The 17225-nt window shown below is 67.9% G+C and carries 15 protein-coding genes and 1 pseudogene; 11 read left to right on the top strand and 5 right to left on the bottom strand.

Translation table 11 applies throughout. The annotated features are described in order from the left end of the window. A complete protein-coding gene (locus tag INQ42_RS08580; RefSeq protein WP_194033908.1) occupies positions 1 to 795 on the bottom strand; it encodes an enoyl-CoA hydratase/isomerase family protein in 795 nt (264 codons plus the stop codon). 194 nt (positions 796 to 989) lie between these two features. Between INQ42_RS08580 and INQ42_RS08575 the strand changes: the two genes are divergently transcribed. The 3 genes and pseudogenes from INQ42_RS08575 (at position 990) to INQ42_RS08565 (ending at position 3477) form a co-directional block, all read left to right on the top strand. Beyond that, complete coding sequence (locus tag INQ42_RS08575; RefSeq protein ID WP_194033907.1) at positions 990 to 1679, top strand: FKBP-type peptidyl-prolyl cis-trans isomerase N-terminal domain-containing protein; 690 nt, start codon at positions 990 to 992, stop codon at positions 1677 to 1679. Between the two features lie 126 nt (positions 1680 to 1805). Continuing rightward, positions 1806 to 2602 (top strand): annotated as a pseudogene (locus tag INQ42_RS08570) (CoA pyrophosphatase). Between the two features lie 26 nt (positions 2603 to 2628). Beyond that, on the top strand, positions 2629 to 3477 hold the full coding sequence (locus INQ42_RS08565) for a sulfurtransferase (RefSeq protein ID WP_228064325.1): 849 nt from the start codon (positions 2629 to 2631) through the stop codon (positions 3475 to 3477). A gap of 357 nt (positions 3478 to 3834) precedes the next feature. Here INQ42_RS08565 and INQ42_RS08560 read toward each other — a convergent pair whose 3' ends face one another. Both INQ42_RS08560 and INQ42_RS08555 read right to left on the bottom strand, forming a co-directional pair. Beyond that, positions 3835 to 4614, bottom strand: coding sequence for an enoyl-CoA hydratase/isomerase family protein (locus INQ42_RS08560; protein ID WP_228064324.1), 780 nt, complete (start codon positions 4612 to 4614; stop codon positions 3835 to 3837). Continuing rightward, entirely contained in the window at positions 4611 to 6176 is a 1566-nt protein-coding gene (locus INQ42_RS08555) for a DUF4139 domain-containing protein (protein WP_194033905.1), read from the bottom strand. The genes INQ42_RS08560 and INQ42_RS08555 overlap by 4 nt, the downstream gene beginning before the upstream one ends. Before the next feature lie 38 nt (positions 6177 to 6214). Here INQ42_RS08555 and INQ42_RS08550 point away from each other — a divergent pair, with 38 nt between their 5' ends. The 5 genes from INQ42_RS08550 to INQ42_RS08530 all read left to right on the top strand — a co-directional run bounded on the left by INQ42_RS08550 (position 6215) and on the right by INQ42_RS08530 (position 11468). Next, complete coding sequence (locus INQ42_RS08550) at positions 6215 to 6664, top strand: copper chaperone PCu(A)C (protein WP_194033904.1); 450 nt, start codon at positions 6215 to 6217, stop codon at positions 6662 to 6664. A 133-nt stretch (positions 6665 to 6797) separates the two neighbouring features. After that, complete coding sequence (locus tag INQ42_RS08545; RefSeq protein WP_228064323.1) at positions 6798 to 8153, top strand: TolC family protein; 1356 nt, start codon at positions 6798 to 6800, stop codon at positions 8151 to 8153. Then, on the top strand, positions 8150 to 9175 hold the full coding sequence (locus INQ42_RS08540; RefSeq protein WP_194033902.1) for an HlyD family secretion protein: 1026 nt from the start codon (positions 8150 to 8152) through the stop codon (positions 9173 to 9175). Before INQ42_RS08545 ends, INQ42_RS08540 begins: the two co-directional genes overlap by 4 nt. 26 nt (positions 9176 to 9201) lie before the next feature. Further along, positions 9202 to 10362, top strand: a complete 1161-nt coding sequence (locus INQ42_RS08535) for an ABC transporter permease (RefSeq protein WP_194033901.1) — start codon at positions 9202 to 9204, stop codon at positions 10360 to 10362. After that, a complete protein-coding gene (locus INQ42_RS08530; protein ID WP_194033900.1) occupies positions 10359 to 11468 on the top strand; it encodes an ABC transporter permease in 1110 nt (369 codons plus the stop codon). The genes INQ42_RS08535 and INQ42_RS08530 overlap by 4 nt, the downstream gene beginning before the upstream one ends. On the opposite strand, the gene INQ42_RS12935 is transcribed toward INQ42_RS08530, so the two are convergent. Further along, positions 11460 to 11834, bottom strand: a complete 375-nt coding sequence (locus INQ42_RS12935; RefSeq protein WP_248285402.1) for an acyl-CoA thioesterase — start codon at positions 11832 to 11834, stop codon at positions 11460 to 11462. The two genes, INQ42_RS08530 and INQ42_RS12935, sit on opposite strands and share 9 nt — an antisense overlap. A 275-nt stretch (positions 11835 to 12109) precedes the next feature. Beyond that, the gene (uvrA, locus tag INQ42_RS08520) at positions 12110 to 15055 is read right to left on the bottom strand and encodes an excinuclease ABC subunit UvrA (RefSeq protein ID WP_194033898.1); all 2946 of its coding nucleotides are present in this window, start codon (positions 15053 to 15055) and stop codon (positions 12110 to 12112) included. A 237-nt stretch (positions 15056 to 15292) separates the two neighbouring features. Here uvrA and rplU point away from each other — a divergent pair, with 237 nt between their 5' ends. From rplU to cgtA, 3 genes are all read left to right on the top strand, one after another. Then, positions 15293 to 15613 carry a 50S ribosomal protein L21 gene (gene rplU / locus INQ42_RS08515; protein WP_043957504.1) on the top strand — a complete coding sequence of 107 codons (321 nt, stop codon included), beginning with the start codon at positions 15293 to 15295 and terminating at the stop codon, positions 15611 to 15613. A 12-nt stretch (positions 15614 to 15625) separates the two neighbouring features. Continuing rightward, positions 15626 to 15883: a 50S ribosomal protein L27 gene (rpmA, locus tag INQ42_RS08510; RefSeq protein WP_194033897.1), complete on the top strand. Its 258-nt coding sequence runs from the start codon at positions 15626 to 15628 to the stop codon at positions 15881 to 15883. Positions 15884 to 16009: 126 nt separating this feature from the next. Continuing rightward, positions 16010 to 17113, top strand: coding sequence for an Obg family GTPase CgtA (gene cgtA, locus INQ42_RS08505; RefSeq protein WP_194033896.1), 1104 nt, complete (start codon positions 16010 to 16012; stop codon positions 17111 to 17113). Positions 17114 to 17225: the final 112 nt, after the last annotated feature.

Below are 17225 nucleotides of genomic sequence, written 5' to 3'. Positions count from 1 at the left end.
TCAGCTGCCCTGGAACGCCGGCTTGCGACGCTCGAGGAACGCGCTGGTGCCTTCACGCATGTCGTCGGTGGAAAACATCAGGCCGAACTGCGCGGTCTCGTATTCCAGGCCTTCCTCGATCCCACACTCGCCGCCGACGTTGACGCAGTCGATCACTCCGCGCAGGGCGAGCGGCGCGGACGCCGCCAGTTGCCCGGCGAGCTTCATGGTCTCGTCGTGCAGTTCGGCGGCGGCAACGACCCGATTGACGATGCCCAGCTCCAGCGCGCGCGCAGCGTCCACCGGCGCGCCGACCAGGCACAACTCCAGCGTGGCCGCGCGTCCGGCCAGCCGCAGCAGGCGCTGGGTGCCGCCAAAGCCCGGGATCAGCCCCAGGTTCACCTCCGGCTGGCCGACCTTGGCTTTGTCGGACGCGATCCGCAGGTGGCAGCACATGGCCAGCTCCAGCCCGCCGCCGAGCGCGAAGCCGTTGACCATCGCGATGACCGGCTTGCCGAGCTTCTCGATGCGCCGCATCAGGCGCTGGCCTCGCAGCGAGAAATCGCGGCCCTGGACGGGGGTCAACGCGTTCATCTCGCTTATGTCGGCGCCCGCCACGAAGGCTTTCTCGCCGGCGCCCGTGAGTACGATGCAGCGGACGTCCGGGTCGCTGTCAGCCGCTTCGAACGCCGCGTGCAGCGCGTCCAGCGTGGCGGCATTCAGGGCGTTCAACTTGTCCGGGCGGTTGACGGTGATCACTCGGACGGCGGCGTGGTCGGCGATGGTGACGATGGTGGAAGCAGCGGTTTCGGGCATTGATCGGGTCCGGGGAAAAGAGAAGCGGGTGGATTGCGGAACTTGCCGGCCAACGGAGGGTCGGACATGGGTCGTCAGTGGCGGTTAAGCCCTCGCGTCGTTATCCTAGCGTGTCCGCCCGGGGCTGTTGACCGGCGTGGCATCCCAATCGGGGCGGTGCGTCCGCTTCGCGTCACCTCCGGAGGTTTTACCGAATGAAGTTGCGTTTGATTGCGGTCGCCGTTGCGGCCCTGACCCTGACCGCAGGCCAAGCCTTCGCCCAGGACACCTCATCCGAAAAAGGCAAGCTGAGCTACGCGCTTGGTTATGACCTTGGACGCAATGCCAGCGAAAGCGGCGAAGCGCTCGACGTCGGCACCATCACCAAGGGCCTGCAGGACGGCTACGCGAAGAAGGACCCGGCCGTGCCGGTCGACCAGCTCCGCAGCGCCGTGGAGAACATGCAGAAGCGCCAGCAGGCCAAGGCCAAGGCGGCCTGGGATTCCGCAGCGGCCGAAAACAAGACCCGCAGCGACGCCTTCATCGCCCAGAACAAGGCCAAGGCCGGCGTGCAGGCGCTGCCCAGCGGCGTCCAGTACCGCGTGATCGAAGCGGGCAAGGGTGCCAAGCCGACCGCCGCCAGCACGGTATCGCTGGAAGTGGCCGGTCCGTTCCCGTGGGGCCAGCGCCAGCAAGGCGAGGCGTCGCAGGCGCGTCCGATGCCCGACATCAAGCTGACCGAGGTCGAGATGCCGGCGATGCGCGAAGCGCTGCAGATGATGCCCGCCGGTTCCAAGTGGGAAGTCACCCTGCCCGCCGACAAGGCCTACGGTGCCGATCCGCGTACCGGCATTCCGCCCAACATGGCGGTGCAGTTCGAGATCAAGCTGGTCAGCGTCAAGTAAAGGTATGACCGCGGCCTGGTCCGCGAACCGTCCCAACGTTGCGCCGGCCCTGTCCGGCGCAACGCGTTTCTGGCCTTTGGAGTTTCGCTTTCCAGGAGTGTCGCCGTGTACCAGCCCTTGCCACCCATGCTCACTCCCTGCACCGGCGTGTGTTGCCTGGATGAGCGCGGCCAGTGCGACGGCTGCCACCGCACCGGCGACGAGATCGCCCGCTGGTCGCAGATGGACGACCGCGAGCGTGCCTACCTCATGGACGTGGTCCTGCCCGATCGAGAGGCCGGGCGGGGATGAGCGACCCGGCGCTGATCGCGCGCCTGGACGGCAGCGGCCGGATCCGGCGCGCGCTGCACCCCTTGCGGACCCCGCCCACCGGCCCGGCGTGGAACCTGGGCGAGCTGGATGATCTGCTGCTGCCGGGCGACCCGCAATTCGACGCCGCGGTCCTCGTCGGGCTCGTTCCGCGGCCGGATGCAACCCAGGTCATCCTGACCCGGCGCACGGACGCATTGCGCCATCACGGGGGGCAGGTGGCGTTTCCAGGTGGCCGGGTCGAGCCTTTCGATGCGGATGCGGTCGCCGCCGCGCTGCGCGAGACCGACGAGGAAATCGGCGTGCCCCCGGCGCAGGTCACGCCGTTGGGCCTGCTCGACCCCTTGCTCACCGTCACCGGCTTTCGGGTGATTCCGGTGGTGGCGGTGATCGATCCCGCGCACCGCATCCATGCCGATCCGGGCGAGGTGGCCGAGGTGTTCGAGGTACCGCTGGAGTTCCTTCTCGACCCGGCCAACCTGGTCGGCCAGCGCGTGGACTACCGAGGCCGCACGCGCCAGGTCTGGGAGTACCGCTATCCCGCACAGCGCATCTGGGGCGTCACCGCGTCTATCCTGATGAACCTGCGGCAGCGACTGGAGCACGTCTCATGAACGATCAGGTTTCCATTCCGAAATCGATGCCGCGCTGGCAGACCCTCGTGACGGCGGACGAACTGGCCACCGCGCTCGGCCGCCCGGATGTGGTGGTTCTGGATGCGCGCTCATCGCTCGCCGATCCCGCCGCGTGCGAGCACGCGTATCGCCAGTCCCATATCCCCGGCGCGTACTTCGCCGACCTTGACCGCGACCTGTCGGACCATTCCCGCCCCGGCGGTCGGCATCCGTGGCCATCCGCTGCGGCCTTTACGGACAGGTTGGGCGAGTGGGGCATCACCCCGGCGCATCAGGTGGTGGTCTACGACGCGGGCGATGGCGGCCTTTCCGCCGCACGCGCGTGGTTTTTGCTGCGTGCGCTCGGACATCGCGACGTCGCGGTGCTGGATGGAGGCTGGAAGCACTGGACCGCGAAGGGATGCCTGGTGGAGGTCGGTACGCCCGTCTCGCCAAAGCCGGCGGCCTACCACGCCGACTTCAACCGGGCGCTGCTGCTTGACGCACCACGGGTCCAGGCACACCTGGCCGCTGGGGGAATGCTGCTGGATGCGCGCGCGAGTGAGCGTTACCGCGGCGATGCGGAACCGATCGACAAAGTCGCCGGACATGTTCCCGACGCGGTCAACCGACCGTACTCCGACAACCTCGAGAACGGACACTTCAAGCCCGCGGCCACGCTCCGGGACGAGTTCACCGATCTGCTCCACGGGCGTGATCCGGAGGAAGTGGTCGTGATGTGCGGGTCGGGTGTCACCGCCTGCCATCACCTGCTGGCGATGGAGCATGCCGGCCTGACCGGGGCGAAGCTGTTTACCGGATCCTGGAGTGGTTGGATCGAAGACCCTGCGCGCCCGGTCGCGACCGGCGCGTAACCAGCGCGCAGGCTGTGACCTGCTGGGCGGAGGCGAGATCTCTGGACCGCCGAGGGGACGCGACCTGCCGACCTTCCGGGCGAATGTCCCCCGGCACCCGCCTGTGGCGGATGCCTCCTCCTTTATTTCGCCCAGAAGGCCAACAGGTCCCGCTGTCAGATCGCAGCGGTACGCGGACATCGAACTGCTGGGCTTTTTATTCCACAACCATCGTCATGAAGTAACGGCGGGGGCGAATGCCCTTGGGTGCGAAGTAAAGGAGGAGGCACCGGCTCCACTGGTGCCGGGGGACATTCGCACCCAAGGGCATTCACCCCCGCCCCCCGAAGCCCGGCTACGTACAGTCCACCCGAAGACCTATTTTTTTCCCAGCTGCGCGACCAGTGCCTTCAACGCACTTTGGGTGCCTGGCTCGAACCAGGCATCAACGAAACGCTCCAGATCCACATGCTCGGGTTGCAGGGATTCGACCACCTCGGCGCGGGCAATCTCGCGGGTGTGGCGCATGGCGTCGTGGGGCAGGGCCAGCAGCGCCTGAAGCCACTCGTGAGCGCGGGCGACGAGGGCTGCAGTGTCGTGCTCCGGACCCATGTCGACCAGTTCATCGACCAGCCCGATCCGCAGCGCGGCGGCGGCATCGACCATCTCTCCGGACACCAGCAGGCGCTCTGCTCGGTGCAGGCCGACCACGCGCCGCATCAATCGCTGGATGCCCTCGGGGGCGATCAGGCCGACGCGGGTCTCGTTCAGGCCGATGCGGAAATCGCCGGCCGCCATGATCCGGTAGTCGCAGCACAGCGCATACACGCACCCCCCCGCCGGCGCGTGGCCAGTGATCGCGGCGACCACCGGGACGGTGCTGGCGGCGAGCGCGCGTGCCGCGCCGAAAAACGCCTGCCAGGCCTCGGTGATGGCCTTGCGGTCATCACCCAGTGACAGCAGGTAGGGCACGTCCAGGCCGGCGGAAAAGATCCGCGGCGATCCGGTCAGCACGATGCCGCGTGCGCCCTCGCCGATGGCCGAGGCCACTGAATGGTGCAGCTCCCGGCACAGCGTCGGGTCCATCGCGTTGACCGGCGGGCGGGCCAGCTGCAGCTCGACCACGTCGTCATGGACCGTGGCCTTGACGTGGCTCACGGCCTGTCGCCCTGGGTCCAGCGATAGCGGACGGTGTAGGTCAGCACGGTCTCGCCCTTGGCCGGTACCGGCACGTCGAACTCCACCTGGTTCGCGCCCTTCCTGGTCGCCGGCACGCTGGACTCGATGATTTCCCAGTCGCTCCAGCGCGGCAGGGTTTCCAGTACCTGGATGGTGGCGTCCCTGTCCTTGGCGTTGCCCAGGGTGATCGCGAACGACTCGGTGATGGTGCGTCCCGCGCGGTCCAGGCGGAAATCGGTGGCTTCGCGCTCGGCACGCAGGTCGAAAGGCCGGCCCACTTCCAGGGTGATGTCAGCGCCCTCGGCGGTGTGCGCCAGCATCGATTCGCCGAGGAAGTCGCTGCCGTCGAACACGCGTACGCGGCCCGCCGGCAGTGGCTGGCCCAGTCCCGCGTCCTTGGAGTTGCTCACCGATACGGTGGCGGTAACCGGCAGCTTGCCGGTCTGTCCGCGCTGCACGGGTTCGATCAGGGGCCGCGGCGGAATCCATGGTTCGCCGCTCTGGCCGACCGTGTACGCGCGCTCGCAGGCCACCGCCGGCAACTGGGCGAACAGCGGCACGCGCTCCACCACGCCGTTGGCGACGGTGATGGCGTTGGGCAGTTCGTAGGCGTGGTACTCGCCGGACTGCCGCACCGACGGCATGTCCATCATCTTCGCCGGCGCGGGGGCAGCGGTGGCATAGGCGCTGTCCATCGCCATTTCCCGACCGCCGCGGGCGCGTGCCGGTTCACCGGCGACCAGCGTGATGCGCGCGTTGCCGAAGCCGACGCCGGCACGGTTGACCAGCAGCGCTGCGCCGTCCAGTGCGAGCGTGCAGTCCTTGGCCTCCGCGTCCGCATTGGCGAGCGTGGCGCGATACTCCGAGCGCCAGGCCATGCCACCCATCGGATAGCTGAGCAGGAAGTTGGCATCGCCGGCGTTGTCGGCCTGCACGGTCCATCGCAGCTCCGCCTGCTGCGGCACGAGCTTGCCGCCATCGACCACGCTGAAGTTGTCGTAATCACGGATGACCTTGATGCGGCCGTCGCCCAGCGCCAGGGTCAGCCCGTCATTGGCGGCCAGCAACACACCGTTGTCGCTCTGCTTGGCGGTGCCCGCCGTGTGTTCGACCACGATCCGCTGGCCGATCACCTGGGCGATCACCTCTTCGGTGCCCGACAGCGGCGCGACGAAGCGTTGCGACAACAGCGTGATGCCGTCCGAGCGCGGTTGCAGCTGGGCGGCCTCCACGTCCATCGAGCGCGGCATGCCATTGGCCGACACGGAGTTGACGCCGGACTGGAGGGTGTAATGCAAGGGGCGCTCCACCAGCGCAAAACCTGGCATGCCCGGGCGCGCCAAGGTGTCGCCGGACAACGACTCGTAATCGCCGCTGTAGATGGTCAGGCGCGTGGTGCCGCTTTCCGGATTGGCGTCGGTGCTCGCCGGCGGCGGCGTGGGTTTCGCGGCGGGAGGCGCGGCCTCGGTGTCGGATGCAGGCTTGCCCGAACACGCGGCGAGCGCAACGGCGACGGCAAGGAAGGGCAGCGTTCGGCGCATCTCGGACTCCAGTCTCGACCTGTCGGTATCATAAGGGCATGAACACCCTCCGCGTTTCCCTTCTGTGTGCCCTCGTCGCCGTCGCATTCAGTCTGCAGTCGCCGACGGCCGCCGCGGCCGACGTCGAATGCCTGCCGGAAATCAGCGATGGCTGGATCCGCGTGCCGCCCGCCGCCATTCCCGTGCTGGCCGGCTTTGGCACCATCCACAACGCCTGCGACGCTGCGGTAACCGTCGTGTCGGGCAGCAGTCCCGGCTTTGATGACGTGTCGATCCATGAGACGCGTTTCGAGGATGGCATGGCGCGGATGCGCGCGATCCCGCGCCTGGTGGTTCCGGCCGGCGACAGCGTCACGCTCAAGCCGGGCGGCCTGCATATGATGCTGATGAAGCCCAAGGCCCCGCCGGTTGCGGGCGATGAGGTCCGGATCGATCTGAAGCTGGAGGACGGACGGGAGATTTCCGGCAATTTCCGCATCCGCAAGTAGGCGCATCACCGGTACGCCCGAAGGCGGAAGCGCGCCGCGGGTAGGGGTCGCCCGGATCGGTTGGCCGCTTCTGCAATGAGGTCGTGGAATGAGCCGAGCGCCGCGAAATCCGCATCCACCAACGTTGCCCCGCATGCTGGCCTGTGTTCTGGTCGCGTCGCTGTGCGGTGTGGCGTCGGCGCAGGACGCGGCACCGCAGGCGCTTAGCTTCGAGCAAGCCCGCACCACACTGGAGCAGTCATCCGACGCGCTGGCCGCCGCCGACGCCGGCGTGCGCGGCAAGCTCGATCTCGCCCGCGCCACCCGCTCGCTGCGCGTGCCCGAGGTGTCGGTGGACGTGCGCCAGATGGAGTTCCAGAAGACCCTGAGTCTGCCACTGGGCTCGCTGGCACCGGTCGCCGAGGCGTTTGGCATTCCCAGTCCGCTGCAGTTCCGTGAGCGCGACTGGCGCCTGCGTCCGGTGCTCAGCACGGTGGTGCCGATCTACAGCGGCGGGCAGATCCCGGCCGCGCAGTCGGCCGCCGCGGCGGCCGTCCGCCAGGCCTCGGCGGAACGCGATCTGGAGTCGCAATCGCAGGTGCTGCAACTGGTGCAGCGCTATTTCGGCCAGCAACTGGCGCGGCAGGCGCTGGACGTGCGCCGCGACGTGCGCGACGGGCTGCAGCGCCATGTGGAGAATGCCGAAAAGCTCGAACGCGAAGGTTTTGCGACCAAGGCCCAGCGCCTGCAGGCCACGGTCGCCCGCGACCAGGCCGAGCGTGACTACCAGCGCGCGATCAACGACCTGGACACGATCAGCGAATCGCTGGCCAACCTGTTGCGCAGCGACCGGCCCATCGCCCCGACCACCCCCTTGTTCGTGATCAGCAGTCCGACCGCCCCGGTCGAGACGTATCGCCTGCAGGCGCTCGCGCAACACCCGCAGATCCGTCGCCTGCAGGCGCTGGGCGATCAGGCCAGCGAAGGGGTCAAGGTGCAGCAGGCCAAGCTGAAGCCGCAGGTGTATGCCTTCGGCCAGTACGACCTGCATCGCGAGGACGCGATGATCACCGATCCGGACTGGGCGTTCGGCATCGGCGTGAAATACACCTTCCTCTCGGGCAGCAACCGGCCGGCGCAGATTGCCGCCGCCCGCGAGCAGGAATTCGCCGCCGAGGCCGGATTGCGCGAGGCGCGCAACCAGATCACCTCGGGCGTCAGCAAGGCCTACAACGATCTGGAATCGGCGCGCCAGCAGTACCTGTTGCTGGACACCTCCATCGAACTGTCGCGTGAGAACCTGCGCCTGCAGGAACTGTCGTTCCGCGAAGGCCAGGTGACCTCGCTGGACGTGATCGATGCCCGCCTGCAGCTGGGTGGCGCGATGGTCGAGCGCGCGCAGGCGGCCTACGACTACGACGTGGCGCTGGCGCGATTGCTGGAAATCAGCGGGCGGCTCGAGGACTACCACGACTACTTCCGCAAGGCGGACAAGGTGCTGCAGCCATGAGCGAGAACGCGACTGCCAACAAGAGGACACCACCAAGTGGGCCGCCCCGTTGGCTGGGCGTTGGCGCCATCGTGGTGGTCGTCGCGCTCGTCGTGACCGGGCTGTGGCTGGCGTTCCGCGCGCCGGCCGATGTCGTGCAGGGCATGGCCGACGCCGACAGCATCAACGTATCGACGAAAATCAGTGCGCGGGTGTCGAAACTGCTCGTGCGCGAGGGTGACCGGGTCGAGGCGGGGCAGGTGCTGTTCGAGCTGGACAGTCCGGAGGTCGCCGCCAAGCAGGCGCAGGCGGACGCGGTCCTGGACGCGGCGCGCGCGCAAGCCGGCAAGGCCGAGGAGGGCGCGCGTTCGGAAGACATCCGCGCGGCGGAGGCCAACTGGCGTCGCGCCAGTGCCGGCGCCGAGCTCTCCCGCGCCACCTATCGGCGCGTCGACAACCTCTACCGCGAAGGCGTGATGACCCGGCAGAAACGTGACGAAGCCCTGGCCCAGCAGCGCAGCTCCAATGCCCTGGAGGCCGCCGCACGCGCGCAGTACGACATGGCCCTCGCCGGTGCGCGCGGCGAGGACAAGGCGGCCGCGCAGGCGCAGGTGCGCCAGGCCGAGGGTGCCGTGGCCGAGGTGAGCGCCGCCCAGCTGGAGATCGAGGGGCGCGCGCCGATCGCCGGTGAGGTCGGCAAGCGCCTGGTCGACGTCGGCGAACTGGTGCCGGCCGGATACCCCGTGTTCGCCCTGGTCGATATCGATCGCATGTGGGTCTCGCTGAACCTGCGCGAGGACCAGTTCGGAGGCATTCGGGTGGGAACGCAGCTGCGCGGCGATATTCCCGCGCTGGGGCTGGAAGGTGTGCCGTTCGAGGTCTACTTCATCAGTCCCGCCGGGGACTTCGCGACCTGGCGTTCGACCCGCCAGTCCAGCGGCTACGACGTGAAAAGTTTCGAGGTCCGGGTACGGCCGGCGCAGAAGGTCGACGGCTTCCGCCCGGGCATGAGCGTCCTGTTCGCATGGCCACCGGCGGATTAGCCGGGACGGCGGAGCGCGCAACGCCAATGCAGGCGCTGCTGGCATCGGCACGCCGCGAATGCCGGTTCCTGCGTGCAAGCCCCTGGGATCTCGCGCTGGCCACGTGGATCCCGTGCGTGCTGCTTTTCATCGTGGCGTGGCTGTTCAGCGGAGGGGTGCCGCGCGAGCTGCCCGTCGCCGTGGTCGACCTGGATCGAAGCACGACCAGCCGTGAGCTCGTGCGCCACCTGCAGGCATCGCCGGGGCTGACGGTGTCCGAGCAGCCAGCGTCGCTGGAGCAGGCGTTTTCCCTGGCGCGCGCGCTGAAGGTGTATGCCGTGGTGCATATCCCGGCGGGGACCGGGCGCGACATCCAGCGCGACGGCAGTGGCACCGTCCTGAGCTACTTCAACGCCAGTTACCAGGTCGCCGGGCAGGCGGCGGCGCGCGACATCGACAGCGCCGTGCAGGCGGTGTCGGCGCAGTTGGCGGTGGCCGAGGTCGCCCTGACCCGCGGTCCGGCGAGCGTGCGCGCCGCCCCCGTCTCAGTGCAGACCAGCGTGCTGTTCAACCCGGGTCGCAGCTACGAGCAGTTCCTGCTGGCCCTGCTGTTCCCGGCCATCCTGCATCTCGCGCTGTGCGTGGCGATGGTGGGGGCATTCGGGCGCGAACTGCGCGACGCGACCATCCAGGCCTGGCTGCGCGAAAGCCATGACCGCCTGGTGCCGGCGGTGCTCGGCAAGATGGCGCCGTATCTTCTGTTGTTCACCGCGTACGGCGCGGCCAGCCTGGTTTGGCTGGCGGTGCTGCGCGGCGGCGGGCTGGCCGGCGGCTTCGGCTTGCTGATGCTGGGGCAGGCGCTGATGTATTTGGCTTACGCCGCGATCGCGCTGCTGCTGGTCGCGGCCACCCGCAACATGGCCTCGGCGTTGTCGATGGCCGGACTGTATGCGGGCACGTCGCTGGCATTCTCGGCAGCGACATTCCCTTTGCAGGGCGCGTCCTGGTTCACCCGGCTGTGGAGCGCGCTGCTGCCTTTCACCGCCTACCTCAAGCTGCAGGCGCAACAACTCGACATGGGTTCCTCGTTGGCGGTTTCGGCCTGGCCGCTGGGCGCCTTGCTGCTGTTCGTGGTGATTCCCGGCGCCATCGGCGTGGTCCTGTTGGGGCGGGCCTCGCGCGACCCGGCAGCGTGGGGGCGGCGATGAACCGGTTCACGTTCGCCTTCGGCGAGACCCTGCGCGCGATCGCCGGGGACCGGGTCGCGATGCTGACCCTGGTCGGCGCGATCCTGCTGTACTCGTTCTTCTACCCGGCCGCGTATCGCCACCAGGTGGCCGTTGACCTGCCGCTGGTCGTGGTCGACCAGGACCGCAGTCCGATGAGCCGCGATCTGCTGCGCAAGCTCGATGCGGTGCGCGCGGTCCACGTCGTCGGCGTGTTGGGATCAATGGATGATGCGCGCACCGTGGTGGAGCGTGGCGATGCCGAAGCGATTCTGCTGGTGCCGGCGGATTTCCAGCGCGACATCCTGCGCGGCGGTCAGGGCCGGCTGGCGCTGTTCGGCAACGGCACTCTGCTGGGTCGGGCGAGCCTGGTGCTGCAGGGCGCGGCGACGGCAATCACCGCCTTCGGACAGGAGGTGGCGATCCGCCAGGCGCAATTTGCCGGGGTGCCGGCGGGACCGCCGCTGCAGGTGATCGAGCGGCCGCTGTTCAATACCGCCGAAGGGTATGGCAGCAGCATCGTGCCCGGCGTCGCGGCGCTGATCGTGCAACAGACCCTGCTGATCGGCGTGGCGGTGATGGCGGCGACCCGGCGCGAGCGCCATGGGCAGCTGCGGCTCTCGCGACCGGGCCTGGCCGGCATTGCCGCCGCCTTTGCGATGATGGGGATGCTCAGCCTGCTGTACTTCAGCGGCTTCGTGTACTGGTTCCAGGATTACCCGCGCGGCGGCAACCTGGCGGGCCTGTTGCTGGCGGGAGCCTTGTTCATCGCCGCGGTGGTGGGCTTTGCGATGTTTTTTGGCAGCTTCTTCCGCACCCGCGAGCGCGCGTTCCAGCTCATCACCGTCACCTCGCTGCCGCTGTTCTTCCTGTCCAACCTGTCGTGGCCGGTGGAGGCCACGCCAAGGCTGCTGATGCGCATCGCCCAATGGCTGCCCAGCACGCCGGGAATCAACGCGCTGGTCAAGGTCAACCAGATGGGCGCGACTCTGGCAGAGGTATCGGGAGAGCTGGCCAACCTGGCGCTGCTGGCGTTGCTGTATGGCGCGTTGGCGATGTGGCGTTACCGGCCGCGCCGCTCAGCGTGAGCAGGCTTCCCGGACCTTGTGTGGCAGCTCGGCCGCACGGCCGCTGTCGCGATCGATCCACACCATCACCACGTTGCCGTCGCAGTAGACGATCGAGCGGTCCTCATCATCGACGATGCGGTGACCGATGCTGAGGCTGGTGGTGCCCAACCGCTCCACGAACAGCTCGACCACCACCTCGGCCGGCCAGGTGATCGGCCGACGGTAGTTGAGCTGCGCGGCGGCCACGACCGGTGCCACGTGGTCGTCCATGCCCTGGCCGGGCACGCCCATCATCCAGTGCAGCCGCGCCTCTTCCAGGTAGCTGAGGTACTTGGAGTTGTTGACGTGGTTGAACGCGTCCAGGTCACGCCAGCGCACCGCCATCGGCACCCGGATCAGATCCGCGCTGGGAGCGGCGCCTGCATCGTTCTGCGTTGATGGGAGCGCCTTCGCCGACTCCGCCGCGCCTTGCTGCTTGGCAGGGCGCTGTCCTGCCGCGGTCTTCTTCGCGGTCGTCTTGCGCGCGGCGGCCTTCTTCACCGCGGGCTGTTCCGCCGGTGCCTTGCTGGTCGCAGCCTTCTTGGACGGCGTCTTCTTCGCCGCCGTTGCGCGCGGTTTGGCGCCGGGCTTGCCCGGATTCGCGGGTGGGGACTTGTCGCTCATGCTTTGCTTGTCTTCCTGGCAGTCTTGCGCGGCGTCTTGCTCGCGCGGGGCGTGGCGTTGTCGGTGTCGGATTTCCGGGCTTCATCACCGGCCGTCGCGCGGGCCAGCACCGGCGCGAGGAAATGCCCCGTGTGCGAGTGCTTCAGCCCGGCGATGTGTTCCGGCGTGCCACTGGCAAGGATGTTACCCCCGCGGTGCCCACCTTCGGGCCCCAGATCGACGATCCAGTCCGCGGTCTTGATCACGTCCAGGTTGTGTTCGATCACCACCACCGTGTTGCCGTCGTCGCGCAGGCGATGCAGGACCGCCAGCAACGCCTCGATGTCGTGGAAGTGCAGGCCGGTGGTCGGCTCGTCCAGGATGTAGAGCGTGCGCCCGGTATCGCGGCGCGAAAGCTCCTTGGACAGCTTGACCCGTTGCGCCTCGCCGCCCGACAGCGTGGTCGCCGACTGGCCCAGCTTGACGTAGCTCAGGCCGACGTCGACCAGGGTCTCCAGCTTGCGCGAGATCGACGGAATCGCGTCGAACAGCTCCAGCGCGTCCTCCACGGTCATGTCCAGCACGTCGCTGATGCTGTAGCCCTTGTAGAGGATCTGCAGCGTCTCGCGGTTGTAGCGCTTGCCCCCGCAGACATCGCAGGGCACGTACACATCGGGCAGGAAGTGCATCTCGACCTTGATCAGGCCGTCGCCCTGGCAGGCCTCGCAGCGCCCGCCGCGCACGTTGAAGCTGAAACGTCCCGGCGCATAGCCGCGCGCACGCGACTCGGGCACCTGGGCGAACAGTTCGCGCAACGGCGTGAACAGCCCGGTGTACGTGGCCGGATTGCTGCGCGGGGTGCGGCCGATCGGCGACTGGTTGATCTCCACCACCTTGTCGAACAGGTCCATGCCCTCCACCGAGCGGAACGGCGCGACCGCACGCGCCGCGCCGTTGAGTTCATTGGCGGCCAGCTCGTACAGGGTGGCGTTGATGAGCGTCGACTTGCCCGATCCGGACACGCCGGTGATGCAGGTCAGCAGGCCGGCCGGAATCGCCAGGTCGACATCCTTGAGGTTGTTCCCGGTCGCGCCGCGCAGGTGCAGGATTTGCTCGGGATTGGGCTTGTGCCGCTTGGCCGGCACCTCGATGCGCTTGCGACCGCTCAGGTAGTCGCCCGTCAGCGAGCGCGGCGCGGCCAGGATGTCCTCGTAGGAACCCTGGGCCACGACTTCGCCACCGTGCACGCCGGCGCGCGGGCCGATGTCGATGATGTGGTCGGCCAGGCGGATCGCATCCTCGTCGTGCTCGACCACGATCACCGTGTTGCCCAGGTCGCGCAGGCGGGTGAGGGTGCCCAGCAGGCGTTCGTTGTCGCGCTGGTGCAGGCCGATGGACGGCTCATCAAGCACGTACATGACGCCGACCAGACCGGCGCCGATCTGCGAGGCCAGGCGGATGCGCTGTGCCTCGCCACCGGACAGCGAGTCGGCCTTGCGCTCCAGGGTCAGGTAATCCAGGCCGACATCGACCAGGAAGCGCAGGCGGTCACTGATTTCCTTGACGATGCGCTCGGCGATATCGCCGCGCCAACCGGCCAGGTGGAGCTGTTTGAAGTACGCCAACGTCTCGTCGATCGGTAGCACCACGATCTCCGGCAACGCACGGTCGCCGACGAACACGTTGCGTGCCGCGCGGTTCAGGCGCTGGCCGCCGCAGTCCACGCAGGACCGCTCGCTGATGTACTTGCTCAGCTCGTCGCGTACCGCGGCCGATTCGGTCTCCTTGTAGCGACGCTCCAGGTTCGGAACGATGCCTTCGAAGCGGTGCTTGCGCTGGTGCCGCGTGCCGCCCTCGGTGAGGTAGGTGAAGGCGATCTGCTCGGTGCCGCTGCCAAACAGCACCGCCTGGCGGATGTCCTCGGGCAACAGGTTCCAGGGCGTGTTGACGTCAAACCCGTAGTGCTTGGACAGCGACTGGATCAGCTGGAAGTAGTAGGCGTTGCGCCGGTCCCAGCCACGCACCGCGCCGGCTGCCAGGCCCAGTTCGGGATGCACGACCACGCGCGCGGGATCGAAGTACTCGGCCATGCCCAGGCCATCGCAGGTCGGGCAGGCGCCGACAGGCGAGTTGAACGAGAACAGGCGCGGCTCCAGCTCCTGCAGCGAGTAGTCGCAGACCGGGCAGCTGTACTTGGACGAGAACAGCATCGGGGGGGCGGAGGCATCGTCCAGCGACACGACCTGGGCCATGCCGTCGCCGAGCTTGAGCGCGGTTTCGAACGACTCGGCCAGGCGTTGCTTCAGATCCTCACGCGGACGGAAGCGGTCGATCACCGCCTCGATGGTGTGCTTGGAGCGCAGCGCCAGCGGCGGCACCGCGTCGATCTCGTGCAGCTCGCCATCGACGCGCACGCGCACATAGCCCTGCGCGCGCAGCTGGTCGAATACCTGCGCATGCTCGCCCTTGCGCTCGCGGATCACCGGCGCCAGCAGCATGTAGCGCTGTTCCGCGGTCGCCGGGTTGTCTGCCAGCGCAATGACGTGGTCAACCATCTGGCTGACCGTCTGCGCCTCCAGCGGGTAGCCGTGGTCGGGGCAGCGCGGCGTCCCCACGCGTGCGTACAGCAGGCGCAGGTAGTCGTAGATCTCGGTGATCGTGCCCACCGTGGAGCGCGGGTTGTGCGAGGTGGATTTCTGCTCGATCGAGATCGCCGGGCTCAGGCCCTCGATATGATCCAGGTCGGGCTTTTCCATCACCGACAGGAACTGCCGCGCGTAGGCCGACAACGACTCCACGTAGCGGCGCTGGCCCTCGGCATAGATCGTGTCGAACGCCAGCGACGACTTGCCCGAGCCGGACAGGCCGGTGATCACGATCAGCTTGTCGCGCGGGATGTCGAGATCGATGTTCTTGAGGTTGTGCGTCCGCGCACCGCGGATGCTGATGAATTCCATCGCCATCGAGGAAGCCTGTGGGGTAGGGGGAGAAGCTCGCGCGAAGAGCGCGCGGAAGCGAACAGATAAGCTTATTGAGTGGAGGAAATGGGGGCAATTGGCGCAAATGGAAGGTTTGCGGGTCCTCGGCGTCGCGAAAAGGCCCGCGTGCTTGTCGCAAGCCCATGAACCCATTACAATTCCGCTTCTGTCCGCCCTCGACGGCGCGGCAGCGACCAAAAATAACTACAGAGGAATATGGTCATGTACGCAGTGGTAGTCACCGGCGGTAAGCAATACCGCGTCATGCAGGGCGAGACCCTGCGCGTTGAGCTGCTCGAAGCCGAAGCCGGCAGCGAGATCAAGTTCGACAACATCCTGATGCTGGGCGACGGCGAGGGCGTGAAGCTCGGCGACGAACTCAAGGGTGCCACGGTCAGTGCCAAGGTGGTGGGCCACGGACGTGCGGACAAGATCCGCATCATCAAGTTCCGTCGCCGCAAGCACCACCGCAAGCAGATGGGTCACCGTCAGCACTACACCGAAATCGAGATCACCGGCATTGCCGGTGGCGACAAGAAGTAAGGAGCAGCAGCCATGGCACATAAAAAGTCCGGAGGCTCGACCCGCAACGGTCGCGACTCCAACCCGAAATACCTCGGCGTGAAGATCTACGGTGGCCAGGCGATCGACGCCGGCAACATCATCGTGCGCCAGCGCGGCACCCAGTTCCATCCGGGTCCGGGCGTGGGCCTGGGCCGTGACCACACGCTGTTTGCGCTGGTGGATGGCAAGGTCGAGTTCTCGGTCAAGGGCCTGAAGAAGCGCCGCACCGTCAGCGTCGTCAGCGCTTGACCGCTGCGGACCGGGCTGAGGCCTGGTCCGGCAAGCGTGCTGCGAAGGCCCCGCTCCGGCGGGGCTTTTCGTTTCCCGGGCACAATACGTCCGCGCAGCACTTGCATCCATTTATCGAGGTTTTCCATGAAGCTGGTCGACGAAGCCGAAATCCAGGTCTCAGCAGGCAACGGCGGCAACGGCTGCGTCGGGTTCCGCCGTGAGAAGTACATCCCGCTCGGCGGGCCGGACGGCGGCGACGGCGGGGCAGGCGGCAGCGTCTGGTTGGAGGCCGACGAGAACCTCAACACGCTGGTCGATTTCCGCCACCAGCGACGCTTCCGCGCCCAGCGCGGCGAAGACGGCCGCGGTCGGCAGATGTACGGCAAGGGCGGGGAGGACACCGTCATCACCGTGCCTGTCGGCACCGTGGTGGTGAACGTGGAAACCGACGAGGTGATCGGCGACATGGTCACCCACGGCGAGCGCCTGCTGGTCGCCCAGGGCGGCAAGGGCGGGCTGGGCAACATGCACTTCAAGACCTCGGTCAACCGCGCGCCGCGCAAGGCGCTCCCCGGTCTGCCCGGCGAGGAGCGCGAGCTGAAGCTGGAGCTCAAGCTGCTGGCCGATGTCGGCCTGCTGGGCTTCCCCAACGCCGGCAAGAGCACCCTGATCCGCGCCGTCTCGGCCGCGACCCCCAAGGTGGCCGACTACCCGTTCACCACGCTGTATCCGAACCTGGGCGTGGTGAGCGTCGAGAAATACCGCAGCTTCGTGATCGCCGACATTCCCGGGCTGATCGAGGGCGCGGCCGACGGCGCCGGCCTGGGCGCGCAGTTCCTGCGCCACCTGCAGCGCACGCGGCTGCTGCTGCACCTGGTGGACGTCGCGCCGATGGAGGGTGGGGTGGAGATGAGCCCGGCCGACCAGGTCCGCGCGATCGAGCGGGAGCTGGAGAAACACGACCCCGAGCTGCTGGCCAAGCCCCGCTGGCTGGTGTTCAACAAGTCCGACCTGTTGCCCGAGGACGAGCGCGAGAAGCTGGTGCAGGACATCGTCGACGAGCTGGGCTGGCAGGATCGCTGGTTCCTGGCCTCGGCGATCGGCCGCGAGGGTACCTGGCCGATCATGCTGGAGATCATGGCGTTCTTCGACCGTCAGAAGGCCGACGAGCAGGAAGCCGCCGGCGAGGCCGCAGCCCAGGCCCGGGCGGACGCCGACGCCGCACGCCGCGATGCCGAACAAGGCTGAGAGCACCCTGATGGCGGAGCCGGTGTTTGACACGACACGGCTCGACGCGCATCGCGTGACTTCCGCGCCCACGAAAAAACCCGGCCTGAGCCGGGTTTTTCCTGTCGCCACC

Origin of the sequence: Lysobacter avium (assembly GCF_015209745.1) — a bacterium.
Classification (GTDB): domain Bacteria; phylum Pseudomonadota; class Gammaproteobacteria; order Xanthomonadales; family Xanthomonadaceae; genus Novilysobacter; species Novilysobacter avium.
This window is presented reverse-complemented; position numbering and strand designations above follow the sequence as displayed.